Here is a 16,062-nt window from a genome sequence, read left to right as displayed (position 1 = left end):
GTGGCCTCCGGGTTCGCCATCTGGCATCGGGGAAGGTACTTGTCATGATTCGACGCGTGATGACCGGCGGGCTGCTGATGGTACTCGCAAGCGCCGGGACGGCGATGGCCCAGGACGTGGTCGTCGGCCTCAATTTGGGCGGGTTCGTGGTCAAGGGCGAGGAGGCTCGCGATCGCGACGATGTGCTGCGGCAGAACCTGAGCTTCCTGGTCTTCGACCTGGCGGACTTCAATGGCGGGACGGTCGGTGGCGACGTGGCCGTCAGCCTGGGGTCCTTCGTCGAGGTCGGTGCCGGCCTGAACTTCTACGCGCGTACCGTCCCCACGATCTACGACCGCTACGTGGACGATGACGGGACGGAGATCGACTCCGACATGAAGTTGCGCAACATCCCGCTGTCGTTCACGGCGAAGCTGTTCCCGCTCTCGCGCGACGGAAGCTTCCAGCCCTATGTCGGTGGTGGAGTACAGCTCAACAGGTGGCAGTACACGGAAGTGGGGGAGTTCCTCGACTTCGACAACGGCGAGATCTTCCGCGACAGCTTTACCGACAGCGGCATGGAGATGGGGCCAGTGTTCCTGGCAGGTTTCAGGATGCCCCTCGGGACGAGCGTCCTGATGGGTGGGGAGTGGCGCTACGCCACGGCCAAGGCCGGCCTCGATTCGTCACTCGGCTTCTACGGCGACAAGCTCGACCTCGGAGGCCACACGGTGCTGTTCACGGTTGGCTTCAAGTTGAAATAGCACCACACCGCCGCCGTCGCATGTGCGCGTGAAACCGGCGAGGAACGCCGGGTCCTCCTGAGCCATGCGATACAGCTCATCTCCGCCCTCCGCCTTCTCCTCGATGAGGACGAAGGCGGCGTGGCGGCGGGGGCTCTTCAGGGCCTCGTACCAGATCTCGCCAATTCCCTCGTGGATGTAGTGCTTGATGGCCAGCCCGCTCGTCGAGGTTTCCTGCATGTCGTGGGCGAGCGAGCCCATGCTGATGAGGATGGGCTCGCCGCGCCAGGCCTCCATCAGGCAGGCGGTCACTTCGCGGCGTTCGCGCTGATTGGCGCGATCCCACTGTGCCTCTTCGACCATCGGTGATCGCAGGCCCAGCGGCTGCCTGTCGAACGCGAGCACGGCGAGCACCAGTGCCGCGGCGGCCGTGCGATACGCCTTCGGCAGCGTGCCGATCAGGAGCCCGACACATGCCGCCGCCGCCGTGATGAGCACGATCATGTAGCGGATGCGGAACGGGTGACCACTCACGAACGCGTGGTACGGCAACGCCGCACACCCGGCCAGCGCCAGCGCGAACCAGCGCGCCTGATATTCCTTTCGCACCAATCCCTGGAGCAGCACGACAGCCGCGCCTGCTGCGCCGGCCCACGCCAGCGGCCAGCCTCCGACACGACCGAGCCCCCAGCCGACCTGTACCAGCGCCTGAGCGGGGAGCCCATGCGCGGGGTTGGTGGCTTCGTAGAATCCGCCCGTCACGAGCCACGCACCAACAGTGGCCTTGCTCAGAATCAGGAAGAGCACCAGCGCGCCCAGCGGCCACACGCCGACGCGCAGCGCCGCGGTGCATGCCGTCCAGAAGCCGAGTCCGCCCCGCCACAGCGTGAGGAGCGCCACGAGACCCGCGGCGGTCGTCATGGGCCACGCCTCATAGCGCGTGAGACACGCCAAGGCGAGGACCAGCCCCGGTCGCCACGCTGACGGCGTTGTCCCGACACTGTCGCCGATGTCCGATGCCCGGTGCCCGGTGCCCGGCGTGCCATGCCCTGTTGCCGGTTGCCGGTTGCCGGTTGCCGACAGCTCACCGCCCGGTGCCCGCTGCGCGGTGCCCGGTGCCCGGTGGAGCGTCGACATGGTCCAGTGATAGAGGAGTGCGATGCCGCTCACCGTCAGTCCGAGCAGGAGCGGCTCGGTCATCGGCGTGGCCTGGAGGTAGAGCAGGTCCGGCTGATAGATGAACGCCGCGACGGCCGCAACGGCGGCGGCGCGCGATCCCGTGAGACTCGCGATGAGCCAGGCGAGCGATCCGGCGGCCGCCGCGAAGGACAGCATCGAGATCACGACGCCCGACGATCCGGTGCGGTACCACGCGTCGACCTGCACGGGCAGCGCGTTGAGGACGTGCGGCAGGGGCAGCCAGACGGCGCCGATCTGGCGCCAGCCAGGCGTGAGGCTGTCGAAGATGCGCCGTGCGACGACCAGGTGGGCCTTCGCGTCGTAGTGACTGAGCGTCAGGTCGTGTGCCGCGTAGTAGTTGGTGGCGACGGCACCCAGCAGCAGGGCCGCCGCGGCCGCCACCAGGAAGATGGCCTGTCCGGGGATGCGCGGCGGGGGCGGCAGTGTCAGGCGCGACGGAGGTGTCGATTCGGGCACGGGACGCGTTGTGGAATAATCAGTGGGTTGGTCGGGGACCGACCATCCCGCCATAGTACCTCGCCCACCGGAGTGCCAGGGGTGGGTCTGCTGCATGTCAAAAGTCGTCGCTGCCGTTCAGTCGTTCGCCGTGGCCCTCGGGGCGCCGGGGTTGTTCCTTGTCGCGCTCCTCGATTCGTCGCTCTTGTCCCTGCCGCAGGTGCCAGACCTCCTGCTCGTGTGGATGGTGAGCCGCGAGCCGTCGATGTGGCTGGTCCACGCGTTGATGGCAACCGCCGGATCGGTCGTGGGCTGCGTGGCGATGTACCTGTTGGCGCGCAAGGGCGGCGAGCGTCTCCTGCGCAAGATGGTGAGCGAGGCGCGGATGGCCCGCGCACGTGCCACGTTCCAGCGCTGGGGATTGCTCGCGGTGCTGGTGCCGTCGATCCTGCCGCCGCCGGCGCCGTTCAAGGTGTTCGTGCTGCTGGCCGGCGTCGTGCAGATCCCGCTCTGGCAGTTCGCCGCGGCGATCGCGCTGGGACGCGGCTTCCGCTACACGGGCGAGGCGTTGCTGGCCCGCTGGTACGGGCAGCAGGCGATGACGTTCCTCGACGAGAACCTGCGCCCCGTATCGCTGGGGCTTGCCGCACTGCTCGTGGTCGGCGCCCTCGTCTACGCGGTGCTCCGCCAGCGTCGGACGCAGCCGGCCGGTGCAGTATAATCCTGCGCTTCCTGATGCCTCCCGAGATCTCGCTCGTCATCCCGATCTACAACGAGGCGCCGAACATCGAGGCCCTGTTCGACGAGATCACGGCGGCGCTCGACGGCTGGGGCCGCGCCTACGAGGTGCTGCTCATCGATGACGGCAGCACCGACGGCAGCGCGGAGGCCCTCGCGCGCCTGCCCGCGCGCGACCCGCGATTCCGCGTCATCCGCTTCCGCAGGAACTTCGGACAGACCCCCGCCTTCTCGGCCGGCTTCGCATATGCGCGCGGCAGCGTGATCATCACCTCCGACGGCGATCTGCAGAACGACCCGAAGGACATCCCGATGCTCGTGGCCAGGCTCGAGGAAGGCTTCGACATCGTCTGCGGCTGGCGCAAGGACCGGAAGGACACGCTCGTCACGCGGCGCATCCCGTCGGTGATCGCCAACAAGCTCATCTCGCGCGCGACGGGCGTCGACCTGCACGACTACGGTTGTTCGCTGAAGGCGTTCCGGAGCGAGGTCGTCAAGCCGCTGCGGCTCTACGGCGAGATGCACAGGTTCATCCCCGCGATCGCGAGCGAGTTCGGCGTGAAGGTGTCGGAGGTGGTCGTGAACCATCGCGCGCGGCGGGCGGGCACGTCCAAGTACGGCCTCTCGCGCACGATCCGCGTGATCCTCGACCTGCTGACGGTGAAGTTCCTGCTCAACTACGCCACGCGGCCGCTGCAGATCTTCGGCCTGATCGGCGTGATTCTCGGCAGCCTCGGTGCGCTCATCATGGTGTACCTGGCGTTCGTGCGCCTCTTCCTGCATCAGGGCATCGCCGATCGTCCACTGCTGCTCTTCGGCATCCTGCTCGTGTCGTCCGGACTTCAGTTGCTGACGATGGGGCTACTCGCCGAACTGCAGGCGCGCACGTATCACGAATCGCAGGACAAACCCACCTACGCGATCCGCGACATCGTCGAGGCATCGGCCGAACATCCCGAGTCATTGCACGTGCCCGTCCAGATCGGTGCGGGTCCGCGGGAGGTGTCGCGCGGGTGAAGACGCCGCGCGATCACGACACGCGGATCACGGTGATCCAGCGCGAACTGTTCGACGAGAAGAAGTCGAAGGCGCAGCGCTACGCCGATCTGGTGATCGGGCGACCGGGACTGGGAGCGCTGCTCGCGTATGAGTGCATCACGCTCCTGTGCTGGGGCGTGCCCGGCGCGCTGGGACTCTTCCTTCGCTCGAAGCTGTACCCCCTGCTCCTCGGATCGTGTGGGCGCGGTGTCGTGTTCGGCACAGGCGTCGTGCTCCGGCATCCTCACAAGATCCACATCGCCGACAACGTCGTGATCGACGATGGGTGCTGTCTCGACGCGAAGGGGACCGACAACACGGGCATCACGCTGGGGAGCGGCGTGTTCCTCGGTCGCCACGCGATCCTGAGCTGCAAGAACGGCGACATCGTCGTGGAGGACGAGGCCAACATCGGCTTCAACACCGAGATCTTCTCGGCCTCGCGGGTGCGTGTCGGCAGGAAGGTGCTGATTGCCGCGTACACGTATCTCGTGGGCGGCGATCATCTCTACGACAACGTCGAGGTGCCCGTGCTCGATCAGGGGCGCACCGCCGCTGGCATCGACATCGGCGATCACGTCTGGCTCGGCGCGCACGTCGTCGTGACAGACGGATCCACGGTTGGTCGCGACGCCATCATCGGTGCCGGAGCCGTGGTCGTCGGCGCGATCCCCGACTACGCCATTGCCGTCGGCACGCCGGCCAAAGTCGTCCGGGATCGCCGAAGCCCGCAGAGCTGAACTGCCCATGTGCGGAATCGCCGCCATCGCCGATCGTGACCCGCGAGCGCCAGTCTCTGCCGACGCCGTCCATCAGATGGTGCGGAGGCTCGTGCATCGCGGGCCGGAAGACGAGGGACTGATCGCGCGGCCGGGCGCGGCGCTGGCCATGCGGCGCCTGTCCTTCATGGACATCCAGGGCGGGCAGCAGCCGTTCAGCAACGAGCGGGGCGACATCCATGTCGTCGGCAACGGCGAGATCTACAACTACCCGGACCTGCGCGCCGAACTGAGCGCCCTCGGTCACGTCTTCCGATCCGGCTCGGACATCGAGGCCGTCGTCCACGCGTACGAGGAGTGGGGGGGCGACGCGTTCGCCAGGCTGCGCGGCATGTTCGCCGTCGCGCTGCACGACGAACGGACCGGCGCGCTCGTCGCGGCGCGCGATCGTGCGGGGGAGAAGCCGCTCTTCTACGCGCACACGCCTCAGGGCCTGTTCCTCGCGTCGGAGGTCAAGGCGCTGCTCGTGCGCCCCGAGATCTCGCGCGAGTTCGATCTCGGCGCGCTCGATCAGTTCATGACGTACGAGTACGTCATGGCGCCGCGCACGCTGTTCACGCAGATCCGCAAGCTGCCGGCCGCGCATCACCTCGTGTATCGCGACGGGGCTGTCGAGGTGACGCGCTACTGGGACGCCGCCGACACGCCGGTGCGCGAATGGGCGTTGCCAGACGCCGCGCAGGCCGTGCGCGAGGCGCTGGCGACGGCCGTCGACAGGCAGATGATGTCCGACGTCCCGCTTGGCGTGTTCCTGTCGGGCGGCATCGACTCCAGCGCGATCGCGGCGTTCATGGCAGACGCGGCGGTGCGCCGCGGCGTGACGGTCACGAGCTTCAGCATGGGGTTCCGTGACGAGACCTACAACGAACTGCCGTATGCCCGCGCGGTGGCCGAGCGCTTCGGGCTCACGCACGTCGAGGATCTCGTCACGGCGGACGTCGCCACGCTCTTCGATCCGCTCGTGGCGCACCTCGACGAACCGTTCGCCGACGTGTCGCTGTTTCCCACCTACATGGTGTCGCGGCTCGCGCGCCAGCATGTGAAGGGCGTGCTGGCCGGCGATGGCGGCGACGAGTTGTTCGGCGGGTATGACGCGTATGCGGCGCAGGCGCTCGCCTCGCGGCTGTCGCGCGTGGCTCCCGACGTGGCGTGGCGGCTGGCCGATCGGGCGGCGAGCGTCGTTCCGCCGTCCGAGCAGAAGAAGGGCGCGCTCAACAAGGTGAAGCGCTTCCTCGACGGTGTGGCGCATCACCCGGCCGACCTCGGGCACTTCCGCTGGTCGACGTTCATGAACCAGGCGTCGCGCGCGCGCCTGTACACCCCGGCCATGCGCGAAGCGTCACTCGGCGGCGACGTCCATCGCGAAGTGCGTGACGCCCTCGGTGCGTATCAGGCAGGCGATGTGGTGAATCGCGAGTTGTACGCTGACCTGCGCACGTACCTGGCCGACGACATCCTGGTGAAGGTGGATCGCATGAGCATGGCGACCTCGCTCGAAACGCGTGCGCCGTTCCTCGACGCCGACGTGATGACGCTCGCGTTCTCGATGCCCGGCCACCTGAAGGTCCGCGGTCACGAACGGAAGATCGTGCTGAAGGAGGCGTTGCGTGGCGTGCTGCCGGACGGCATCCTGTTACGCCGCAAGGAGGGCTTCAGCATCCCGATGAAGAACTGGCTGCGACGCGATCTGCAGCCGCTGATGCGCGACCTGCTGTCGCCGGAGCGCCTGCGCCGGCGGGGACTCTTCGAGCCGCGTGAAGTCGATCGGCTGATGCAGGAGCACGTGGCCGGCCGTGCCAACCACGCACACCAGTTGTTCTCGCTGATGGTGTTCGAGCGATGGGCGGACGCGCTCGACGCGCCCGTTCAGTTGCCGCGCGTGGCGACCGCGGTGTCGTAAGTGCGCGCCAGTGCCTGTATCTCGTCGCGCCGCCGGTCGTCGCTCCATCCCAGCTCCCCCGCCATGAGCGCTGCAGCGTCTTTCACGGCCGCGTCGCCGGCGGGACCGCGACTGCCGGCCTCGGTTCGCCGCAGCAGTGCGTCGGTCAGCGTCAGCGCCATCTCTTCGCGCACGGCGTAGAGCACCTCGGCACCCGTCACCGGACACTGCCGCATCCCGGATGCCGTGTCTTCCGCGCCGTCGTCGCGGTGTCCCAATGGCCGCAGCAGGCGTGGGTCGCCATCGCCCACGGCAATCACGTCGCGCCACGCGGTGCCGTAGTTGCAGATCAGGCGTTCGATGAGCGCCGCCGGCACCCCGGCCGTGGCTTCGCGTTGCGCGGCCCCGACGAACGCGTGGAAGTCGTGGATGTCGCCGCCGTCCAGGCGCGTGGTCGACGTGAGGCACGGCCGCGCCATGTCGAGTGCGCGGCAGACCGCATCCACGGCGCGCTCGGCCGAGTGTCGTGCCGTCGTGTAGCGCACGCCCACGAGCGAGAACAGATTGCGGCAGCCGTCCTCCGCGTGGTCGTTCAGCGGGCTCTCACGCAGGAGCACCACGCGCGCGGTCGTTGCTTCCGTGGCCGGCAGCAGGCCGCGGTGGACGAGGCGGACGTCAGAAGGGCGCACGTTCGCGCGCGGGAACGCGGCGTTGACATCATCGAGGAGCTGGTGCACATCGTCGCGCCGCGGCGCCAGATGATCGGCCGAGCCCGTCCATGGGTCGTGGCTCGTACCGGCGATCGTGGCGCCGCGCCACGGCGCAAGGAAGAAGAGGCGTCCACGCGCGGTTCCGCCGACGGCGTGCGTGCCGCCCTTGCCCTCGAGCACGAGATTCATCGCCACCGACCACTGCGGCACGCGCCGTCCGCTGGGCGACGCGCCAAGCGACCGCAGCAGTTCCGCCGTCCACCCGCCTGTCGCAAGCAGCACGATGCGCGCACGGATGGGGAAGTGCGGTGAGTCGGGCTGCGACGACTGCGCCATCACGCCCACCACGCGTCCGTCGTCGTGGCGCAGCAGCGTCACGGCCTGCACGTAGTTGGCGGCTTCGAGCCCGTGGCGAGCCGCCGTGCTGATGAACGCGAGCTCGGCACGCGAGCTGTTCGAGAGCTGGGCGTCGTGCCATTCAATCGCGCCGGTGACGCCGTCCGGATCGATCCACGGCGCCAGTCGCAGGCACTCCTCACGCGAGACGATGCGGCTGGCGGGGAGGTGCTTGCTGGCATCGGCAAGCGCGTTCCGATCGGCGGCGAGCAGGTCGTTGATCTTGAAATACGTGCCCAGCGCCAGCTTGTGGCGCGACGGCGACGACCGCGTGGGCAGCAGGAACGGCAGCGGGTGGACCAGGTGCGGCAGGATGTGCGAGAGCGCGCGGCGTTCGCGCAGGTATTCGCGCATCTCGCCGACGTGGCCGCGCTGCAGGGAGCGCACGCCACCGTGTACCGTCTTGGCGTTGTTGAAGGACGTGCCGCTGCCGAAATCGCCCTTGTCGATGAGGGCGACCTTGAGGCCACGTTGTGTGGCGTCCCAGGCAACCGTTGCACCGTAGATGCCGGCACCCACGATGAGGAGGTCGAACTCGGAGGTCGTGAGTCGACTCGGGTCGCGTCGCACGCAGCAGGTATTCTACGATAGCGGGATGCACTCGACCGCGGCACGGCCGCAGGGACCCGTCACCAGCGCCGACGTTGCCGCCTACTGGAATACGCGCATCCATGATCTCGAGATGACCACCCACGCGGTGGGCACGCGCGAGTTCTTCGACGACCTCGACGACTACCGGTTCGACAAGCTGCATTACCTGCCGACGCTCGTCGACTTCGCCGGGTTCGCGGGCAAGCGCGTGCTCGAGATCGGCTGCGGGATCGGGACCGATCTCGTGCGGTTCGCTCGTGGCGGCGCGCGGGTCACGGGCGTCGACCTCGCCCAGACGTCGATCGATCTCGCGCGGCGGAACTTCGAACTGCACGGCCTGCAGGCCGAGGATCTGCGCGTGGCCGACGGCGCAGCCCTGCCGTTCGACCAGGACGCCTTCGACGTCGTCTACTGCCATGGGGTGTTGCAGTACGCCGCCGATGCGCCGGCGATCGTGGCCGAGGCGCGACGGGTGCTGCGGCCGGACGGGCTGGCGATCTTCATGGTCTACAACCGCGTGTCGTGGCTGAACGCCATGTCCACGGTCATGAAGGTGGGCCTCGAGCACGGCGATGCGCCGGTGCTGACGCTGTACTCCATCCCCGAGTTCACGGCGCTGCTGGCGCCCTTCAGTCACGTGGAGATCGTGCCGGAACGATTCCCCGTGGCCTCGAGGCTGCACAAGGGATGGAAAGCGACGGCTTACAATTCGATCTTCGTCGGGACGTTCAACGCACTGCCGCGATCGTGGGTGGCCAGGTTCGGCTGGCACCTGATGGCCTTCTGCCGGCCATAGTGTCGCGTGCGGGTGCCGTCGCGCTCGCGGCGGTGGTTGTGGCGATCGCCGGCTGCGGTGAGCCGCGGGGGGCGGAGATGCCTGTCGCCGCGGCCGCCGTCGAACACGAGCCGCCCGACGCGGGTCCGGCGGCCGCGGCGTCGGGCGCCACGGCGGCACCCGCCGAGCCGTTGCCAGCCCTGGCGCAACCGTATCGCGCCGTGACCACGGGGACGCTGGCCTTCCAGTCGGACGTCTCCGGCAGGCCGAAGATCTACACGCTCGATCTCGCGAACGGTCGCGTCACCGCATTGACGAGGGGACGGGACTGGCGCGACGAATCGCCGCGGTGGTCACCAGACGGGCGCGTCATCGCGTTTGCGTCGAACCGGGCACACTACGGGCCGGATGCCGAGTCAGGCACGCCAGACTTCGACGTGTACGTGATGCGCGCCGACGGTTCGGACATCAGGCGCGTGACGCGTGACCCGGGCAACGACGTGGACCCGAGCTGGATGCCCGATGGGCAGTCGCTGATCTTCTCGTCCGACAGGGAGTCGCGCGGCGACCTGTATCGCGTGTGGCTGGCCGATGGTCGGACCGAGCGGCTCACGCACAACTTCGTCGGTCGTGCGCTCATGCCTGCCGTGTCTCCGGATGGGCGTCAGGTGGCGTTCGGCGGGCAGACGCTGCGCATCGGCCAGTTCTGGTCCTATCAGGTCCATGTGCTGGATCTGGCGAGCGGGGAGAGCCGCCCGCTGCCGTCGAGCGGCGGCGCGTGCTGGCCGTCGTGGTCGCCGGACGGGCGCACGCTGTTCAACGTGCAGCTGGACAGCGAACCCTCGTCCATCCAGCGCCGTGATCTGGCATCGGGTGCCGTTGGCACCGCGCACGCGCACGCCACGCAGTGGAGCTACTACCCGCGCGTCTCGCCCGATGGTCAGTGGCTGGTCATCGCGACGAGTCCCGAACACCACGCCGGCGAAGACTGGGACCTCGCCCTCGTGTCGACCTCCGACCCCAACCGACGCGTCACCCTCACCACCGGTCCTGGCAACGACCGCCTCGCCGACTGGAAGCCCGCCTCTTGAACAGGTGAATCGTCGGCCCGGAGGCCGACCCTACCGTCCCGCGGGGCTGCGTGGACCAACGATGCGGACGGATGTTGGGGCGAGACGGGCGGCCAGTTCGGGCAGGTCGGTGACGCGCAGGACGCCTGGGATCACCGTCAGCGTCGCGCCATCGTGCGTGTCGGCGGTGGCCAGATCCAGGTAGCTCGTGAGGCCGTCTTCGAGCGTCACCGCATCGAAGCGATCGAACTGCGCCGCAAACAATGCGGCAGGGACCGTCTGTCCACTGGCGTGCAGTTCGATCGTCCGTGCCTCAGGCGCTTCCCGCCTCAGCACGTCTGCCGCGGCACGGAGATCTCGCGCCTGCCATGCGACGACACTCGTGCCGAGCAGCCAGGCTCGTGCGGCGAACTGATACGCACCCGCGTACCCGCTGTCCCCCGTGCCGGGCGACAGGGCTCCGGTGCCGCGCACATCGACGGCCAGTACGACGTTGCCGTCGGCCGCGAGGCGCGCGATGGCAGCGTCCTGACTCGTGGCGCCCTCTTCGTGCACGTACACCACCGCGCGCGTGCCACCCGTGGCAGGCCGTGTCAGGCTCGCGCGCACGTGCACGCCGGGTTCGACCTCGACCGCGAGATCCTCGACATGCACGCCTTCGGCGCGCCGCTGTCGCGACACGACGATTCCGCGCTGCTGCGAGAGATCGCCGACCAGCGCACGAAGACCGGCCATCGACACGGGCGATCGTGACGCCGCGAGCGCGCGCGCCTCGTCCGCGTTCACCTCGCGCACGGTTCGCGAGCCCACGGACGAGACGAGCTGGCCCGTTGGCGTGGATCGCAGTGCCTCGACCGGTTCCGGCGTGACGGGTGCCTCGGTGTCAGGCTGCCCCGGACGCCCGAGCCACGCGCCGAGCGCACGATACGCACCCTCACGCAGGGGCTGCGACCAGCCGTGCGGCGCGTCGTTCTCGACACGCGCGAGGCGATCGGGTGCGCCGAGCGCGTCGTAGATCGCGCGCAGTTCCGTCGACGCCCCGCGGGAGCCCGCAATCGGGAAGTAGTCCTGGATGGCGCTGCTCACGAGGAAGCCGCGCGGCGCCGCGGCGACGGCGAAGTCCGCGAAATCGAGCCCGCGCGTGAGGAAGCCCGGGAGGATCTGTTCGGAGTCCTGCGGCCCTGGCGTGAGCCACATGTCGGACCACGACGTGATGTAGCACGAGGCCACGACCGCCGCCAGTCGCGGTTCGCTCGCGCCGAGCAGCGCGGCCTGCGTACCACCGCCGGAGTTGCCCGCGACAGCGATGCGCGTGGCGTCGACATCGGGGCGTGCGCGCAGGTAGTCGAGTGCGCGGCGGCCGTCCTGCACCATGTAGGCCGCGATCGTGCGTCCGGTGAGCAGCACCTGCAGACCCGTCATCATGTGCTCACGCGTGCCCGCGCCCACGCGCGATCGGCCGGTGACGGGATCGAGGTACTCGAAGCGCTCGCCCTGGCCCGGCGGGTCGTAGGCCAGCACCACGAATCCGCGGCGCGCGAGCGAGACCCACACGTGCTGATACGTCGCCGAAGCCTTGCCTTCGTCGGCATGGCCCGCCGTACCGAGCACCGCCGGGAATGGGCCGGGGCCGTCGGGTACATAGACGGCCGCGGTCACCTTCAGCCCGGGCAGGCTCTCGAAGATCAGGTGCTCGATGCGATAGCCATCGCGCCGCGTCGTCCGCGTCACGGTCGACGGCACCGGCGTGTCGAGAGTGGGCAGCAGCCCGATCACCTCGCCCATCTGCGTGCGCACGTCCTGACGCCGCGTCATCACGGCGTCCGCCGACGTGAGCGACGCGACAACGGCGCGGCGGGCGGCAAGGGCGTCGGTCGCCTGCGCGGCCAGCCACGCATCGAACGCCGCACGTTCGGGAGTGACCGATTGAGGCGCCTGCGCGGCCAGCGGCAGGCACACCGCCGCGACGCACGTCACGACAATGAGGAAAAAGAACGACGGCTCTATTCGGTGCGGGCGTGCGGTCCGATCTGCAAGGCGACCGGTTGCCGGTTGCCGATTGCCCGTTGCCGGTTTCACCTCACAACGCCGCGGCGGCGATCGGACGCCGCGCGGCGCGGCGCTTCTCGGCGCTGGCGCGTACCAGGAACTTCGCGTACGGCACCACCTGCTTGATCGCCGCCACGTTCATCTGGCAGGGACTGAGGCAGGCCGGGCACTTCTCGTCGCGAATGTAGTTCCGGTGCTCCTGCGAGGCCTGCTTGAAGTAGATGGCCTCCGGATCCTCGGTCACGGCGTTGCCGACGACGTTGCTGTTCTCGCAGAAGAACATGCCGCCATCGGGGTTCAGCATGATGCCCTGCGTCTGGAACGGGCACGGCGCGGTGCGGTGATAGCCGTTGGCGATCATGTCCGCGTAGTGCATGTAGATGTAGTTCTGCCCGTCGAGCAGCGGGTCATGGCGCACGCGGTCGAGGAAGAACTGGCGCATGCGCTGTTCCTCTTCGCTCACCGGCTTGATGTCCTTGGCGAGATCGGCGTTGCCGAGCATCGCTTCGGTGAAGCGGACCATGTTGAACACGATGTCCAGCTTCTCGCGGCGCGCCCACGCCAGGATGTTCTCGGCGTCGTCCAGGTTCATCGAGAAGATGGTCGTGGAGATGCCGAAGTTGAAGGGGTAGGTCTTCTGCAACTCCTTCATGGCGGCGATCGTCTGCTCGGCCTTGTCGAAGCCGCGCTTCACGCGACGCACCTCGTTGTGCATGTCGCCGACGCCGTCGACCGACACACGGGTGCTGAAGATCACGCCGCGCTCGTGGCACATCTGCACGATCTTCGTGAGCATCGGGATGCCGCGGTGCGGCGTGAGGCCCGTCGTGTTCAGCGTCAGCTTGCGCAGGCGCGGCAGCTTGTCGATGAGCACCCGGACGATCTCGACCAGATCGTTGCGGGTGGTGGGCTCGCCGCCCGAGATGCTGGCGTTCTCGATGTGTTTCCAGAGCGGGGAGTCGAAGACCTGCTCGATCTGCTCGAGGGTCATGTCCTCCTTGCGGTTGCCACGCGTCCAGTTGCTGCACATGTTGCAGCGGGCGTCGCACACGAAGGTGACATGGAAGATCAGGACCGTCGGGTGGAGCGGCTTGACGCGCCCGATGTAGCTGTTGACGAAATCCCGGGGAGCAGAGAGCGCCGCTTTGGCGAGGTACTTGGCCGCGTATACTTGCGCCATAAGTGCTTGACTCTACAGCATCTTGTGGTGGCCAGTCAAAGCGGGCCGTGCCATAGGGGCCCAACCGTGGCCCTAGGTCGCCCGTTTCAGGTACAGCCAGGCACCGGGCAGGTTGCCGAACAGGCCCGACAGCACGATCAGTGTTGCCAGAGCCAGCGACAACTCGCGGGGGACGCCCACGGGTTGGAGGAGCCACATGATCACGCCCTGCGGCAGGCCGAACCCGCTGATCGAGATGGGCAGGAGCAGCATCAGCAGGCCGATGGGCATGAACACCAGGTAGTACGCGAACGGAACCGTCAGCCCGAGACCGAGGCCGAGCCCGTACGCCTGGAGAATCCGGAGCAGTTGCACCAGCACAGACAGCGCGAACACCTGAACCAGCGCGCGTGGCGTCCTGCGGTATGCCGCCATCGCGTCGGCGATACGCAAGGGCAGGCGGACAGGTGTCCAGTCGTGCCAGGTGCGCGGCAGCCAGCGCAGCCAGCGGTCGGCCCACACGGCCGCCACCGACCCCACCAGCACCGCGATGGCGCTGGTGATGGCGGCCACACGAATCTGCGGGTCGGCGTGCCGGCTCATGTAGAACGCCACGCCGATCGCACCCATCAGCGCGATGGCCACCACGCCGAGGATGCGGTCGACGGCGACAGATGCCACCGCCGCACCGCGCTGCGACGTCCGTTGTCCGAGCGCGTAGGCACGCGCGGCGTCGCCACCGACACCCGCGGGCAGGAAACTCCCCACGAACGAACTGACGAGGAAGATGCGTGACGCCGTCGCCGTGTCGATCGACGTGCCGCTGGCGCGCAGGAGCAGGACCCAGCGCCAGATCATGACGGCACGATCGAGCAGCACGAGCCCGCCGACCACGGCGAGCGCCAGCGGATCGGCGTGCAGGATGGCCCGCATCGCATCGCCGGCGTCCACCTGGCGCACCAGATAGACCAGGATCGCCACCGTCAGGGCGGCCCGCACCCAGAGCGAGCGGAGCCAGCCGATCAGATGCGGCAGTGGTCGCATGCGCGCGACGGGAAAGTACGGTGCATCAGTTCCGGCCGGTCGTGGGCTTGCGCGCGACGAAGGTCAGCGTCTCGAACAGGTTCTTGCGCACCTTGAAGAGAGTGTCTTCGGTGCCCGTCCATCGCGAGAACGTGTTCAGGCCCGGGAGATTGGCGAGGACGGCGGCCGCGGCCAGCGCGTCACGCCGCAGCCCCGTTGCCACGCCGATGCTGCGCACCACGCGCTCCACGTGAAAACCGCCATCGTTGAACAGCTGCCGCATCCGCCGCTCGGTGGTCACGAAGTTGTGCGTGTAGTCGACGTCCCAGAAGAACGTCCGTTCCTTCAGATAATCCGGCACGACGACGAAGAAGACGCCGCCGGGACGAAGGAGGCGTAGGGCATCGGACGTGAAGGCGCGCGCCGCATCGATACCCGGCATGTGCTCCATCACCTGGTCGGCATACAGCACGTCGAGCGAGTCGCCGTCGCCCGGGATCGGCGGCGTGAAGGCCTTGATCACCTTCAGGCCCTTCTGCGTCAGCACATCGATCAGGATGTCGCTGGGCTCGATGGCCGTGTAGTCCCAGCCCGCCGCGACGGCCAGTTCGGCCAGCGTGCCGCGTCCGGGTCCGACTTCGACGAAGCGGCCCGGCGGCTGGATGGACTGCTGGAGCAGGCCGAGGCGCGTGCGCTCGATCCGGCTGCGGCGTGCGGCGCCGAAGCCGGTGAGCTGTTTCTCTGAAAACGACTTGTAGAACGTGTCCTCGGCCACGGGGGGAGATCATACGGCAAGCGGTGCCGCGACGGCCGGGCCCGGAGGGCCGGCCCTATCTACATCCGGCTCACGGGTGAAGCCGACGCTCCGGGCCGGTCCTCGCGGCACCGGATGAATTGCTTCGAAAAATCATCATTGATCTGAGCAAATGCCTCGCGTCCAATTGGCCGATGGCCCGAGGACGACCGCCCAAGTTCGGCAGGCCGTCGACGCTGGTGGCGTTGACGTTGCCGCAGGACGCCGTGGAATTCCTGCAACAGACCGATCCGGACGTCGGGTGGGCGATCGTGAAGCTCGTGGACAGGCTGCGGGGCAGAGACGAGGCTGAGGCGGGCGGCAGCGGGGAGCCGCCTGACGTGGACTTGCTCCCCATCGGCCACGGTCAGTCGCTGATCGTCGTTCGCGAAGATGCGTTCGACGACCTGCCTGACGTGAAACTGGTGTCACTCGGACAAGGCCGGGCGTTCCTGGCCTTCGCCCCAGACACCACCATCGCGACGCTCGAACTGGCCCTCATCGACCGCCTGGAAGGCGAATCCCTCGATCCGACGCATCGCGCGCGCCTGGCGAGGTTCAGGCACGTGTTGCGCGACTGGCGTCACGACAGGCGGCTGACGTTCAGCACGCGCTCGATCGTCATCGTCGAGCGTCCGGAGCCAGTTCGTCCCCGGGGGCCTCGTCGATGACAGCAAGCGTCGGCCCTTTCCTTCCCGAAAAGGG

At 68.3% G+C, this 16,062-nt stretch carries 14 protein-coding genes; 8 read left to right on the top strand and 6 right to left on the bottom strand.

The genetic code is table 11. The features are described 5' to 3' along the window. Nucleotides 1–44: 44 nt before the first annotated feature. Complete coding sequence (locus IT182_09075; protein MCC6163486.1) at nt 45–743, top strand: hypothetical protein; 699 nt, start codon at nt 45–47, stop codon at nt 741–743. Here the strand turns inward: IT182_09075 and IT182_09070 are convergent. Beyond that, nucleotides 666–2,378, bottom strand: coding sequence for a hypothetical protein (locus IT182_09070; protein MCC6163485.1), 1,713 nt, complete (start codon nt 2,376–2,378; stop codon nt 666–668). The two genes, IT182_09075 and IT182_09070, sit on opposite strands and share 78 nt — an antisense overlap. A 94-nt stretch (nt 2,379–2,472) precedes the next feature. Between IT182_09070 and IT182_09065 the strand changes: the two genes are divergently transcribed. Genes IT182_09065 through asnB form a run of 4 tightly spaced genes read left to right on the top strand, consistent with a single transcriptional unit; the run spans nt 2,473 to nt 6,812 of the window. Beyond that, nucleotides 2,473–3,078, top strand: coding sequence for a DedA family protein (locus IT182_09065; GenBank protein MCC6163484.1), 606 nt, complete (start codon nt 2,473–2,475; stop codon nt 3,076–3,078). Between the two features lie 14 nt (nt 3,079–3,092). After that, entirely contained in the window at nt 3,093–4,112 is a 1,020-nt protein-coding gene (locus IT182_09060) for a glycosyltransferase family 2 protein (GenBank protein ID MCC6163483.1), read from the top strand. Then, a complete protein-coding gene (locus tag IT182_09055; GenBank protein MCC6163482.1) occupies nt 4,109–4,873 on the top strand; it encodes an acyltransferase in 765 nt (254 codons plus the stop codon). The genes IT182_09060 and IT182_09055 overlap by 4 nt, the downstream gene beginning before the upstream one ends. Nucleotides 4,874–4,880: 7 nt before the next feature. Next, nucleotides 4,881–6,812 (top strand): asparagine synthase (glutamine-hydrolyzing), encoded by a 1,932-nt coding sequence (asnB, locus tag IT182_09050; GenBank protein ID MCC6163481.1) that lies wholly within the window; start codon nt 4,881–4,883, stop codon nt 6,810–6,812. Here the strand turns inward: asnB and IT182_09045 are convergent. Next, nucleotides 6,779–8,467, bottom strand: a complete 1,689-nt coding sequence (locus tag IT182_09045; protein ID MCC6163480.1) for a glycerol-3-phosphate dehydrogenase/oxidase — start codon at nt 8,465–8,467, stop codon at nt 6,779–6,781. The two genes, asnB and IT182_09045, sit on opposite strands and share 34 nt — an antisense overlap. Before the next feature lie 25 nt (nt 8,468–8,492). On the opposite strand from IT182_09045, the gene IT182_09040 reads away from it, so the two are divergent. Further along, entirely contained in the window at nt 8,493–9,284 is a 792-nt protein-coding gene (locus IT182_09040; protein MCC6163479.1) for a methyltransferase domain-containing protein, read from the top strand. Continuing rightward, on the top strand, nt 9,284–10,354 hold the full coding sequence (locus IT182_09035) for a PD40 domain-containing protein (GenBank protein MCC6163478.1): 1,071 nt from the start codon (nt 9,284–9,286) through the stop codon (nt 10,352–10,354). The genes IT182_09040 and IT182_09035 overlap by 1 nt, the downstream gene beginning before the upstream one ends. A 30-nt stretch (nt 10,355–10,384) precedes the next feature. Here the strand turns inward: IT182_09035 and IT182_09030 are convergent, their stop codons facing one another. From IT182_09030 to IT182_09015, 4 genes are all read right to left on the bottom strand, one after another. Further along, nucleotides 10,385–12,310, bottom strand: a complete 1,926-nt coding sequence (locus IT182_09030; protein ID MCC6163477.1) for an acetylxylan esterase — start codon at nt 12,308–12,310, stop codon at nt 10,385–10,387. Between the two features lie 103 nt (nt 12,311–12,413). Beyond that, on the bottom strand, nt 12,414–13,562 hold the full coding sequence (locus tag IT182_09025; protein MCC6163476.1) for a radical SAM protein: 1,149 nt from the start codon (nt 13,560–13,562) through the stop codon (nt 12,414–12,416). Nucleotides 13,563–13,634: 72 nt separating this feature from the next. Beyond that, nucleotides 13,635–14,585, bottom strand: coding sequence for a flippase-like domain-containing protein (locus tag IT182_09020; protein ID MCC6163475.1), 951 nt, complete (start codon nt 14,583–14,585; stop codon nt 13,635–13,637). A 25-nt stretch (nt 14,586–14,610) separates the two neighbouring features. After that, nucleotides 14,611–15,339 (bottom strand): class I SAM-dependent methyltransferase, encoded by a 729-nt coding sequence (locus IT182_09015; GenBank protein MCC6163474.1) that lies wholly within the window; start codon nt 15,337–15,339, stop codon nt 14,611–14,613. A 173-nt stretch (nt 15,340–15,512) separates the two neighbouring features. Between IT182_09015 and IT182_09010 the strand changes: the two genes are divergently transcribed. After that, complete coding sequence (locus tag IT182_09010) at nt 15,513–16,028, top strand: hypothetical protein (GenBank protein ID MCC6163473.1); 516 nt, start codon at nt 15,513–15,515, stop codon at nt 16,026–16,028. Nucleotides 16,029–16,062 lie beyond the last annotated feature (34 nt).

Source organism: Acidobacteriota bacterium, assembly GCA_020845575.1.
Lineage (GTDB): Bacteria > Acidobacteriota > Vicinamibacteria > Vicinamibacterales > Vicinamibacteraceae > Luteitalea.
Note: the sequence above shows the minus strand (reverse complement) of the source record. Positions and strands in the feature narration are given on the sequence as shown.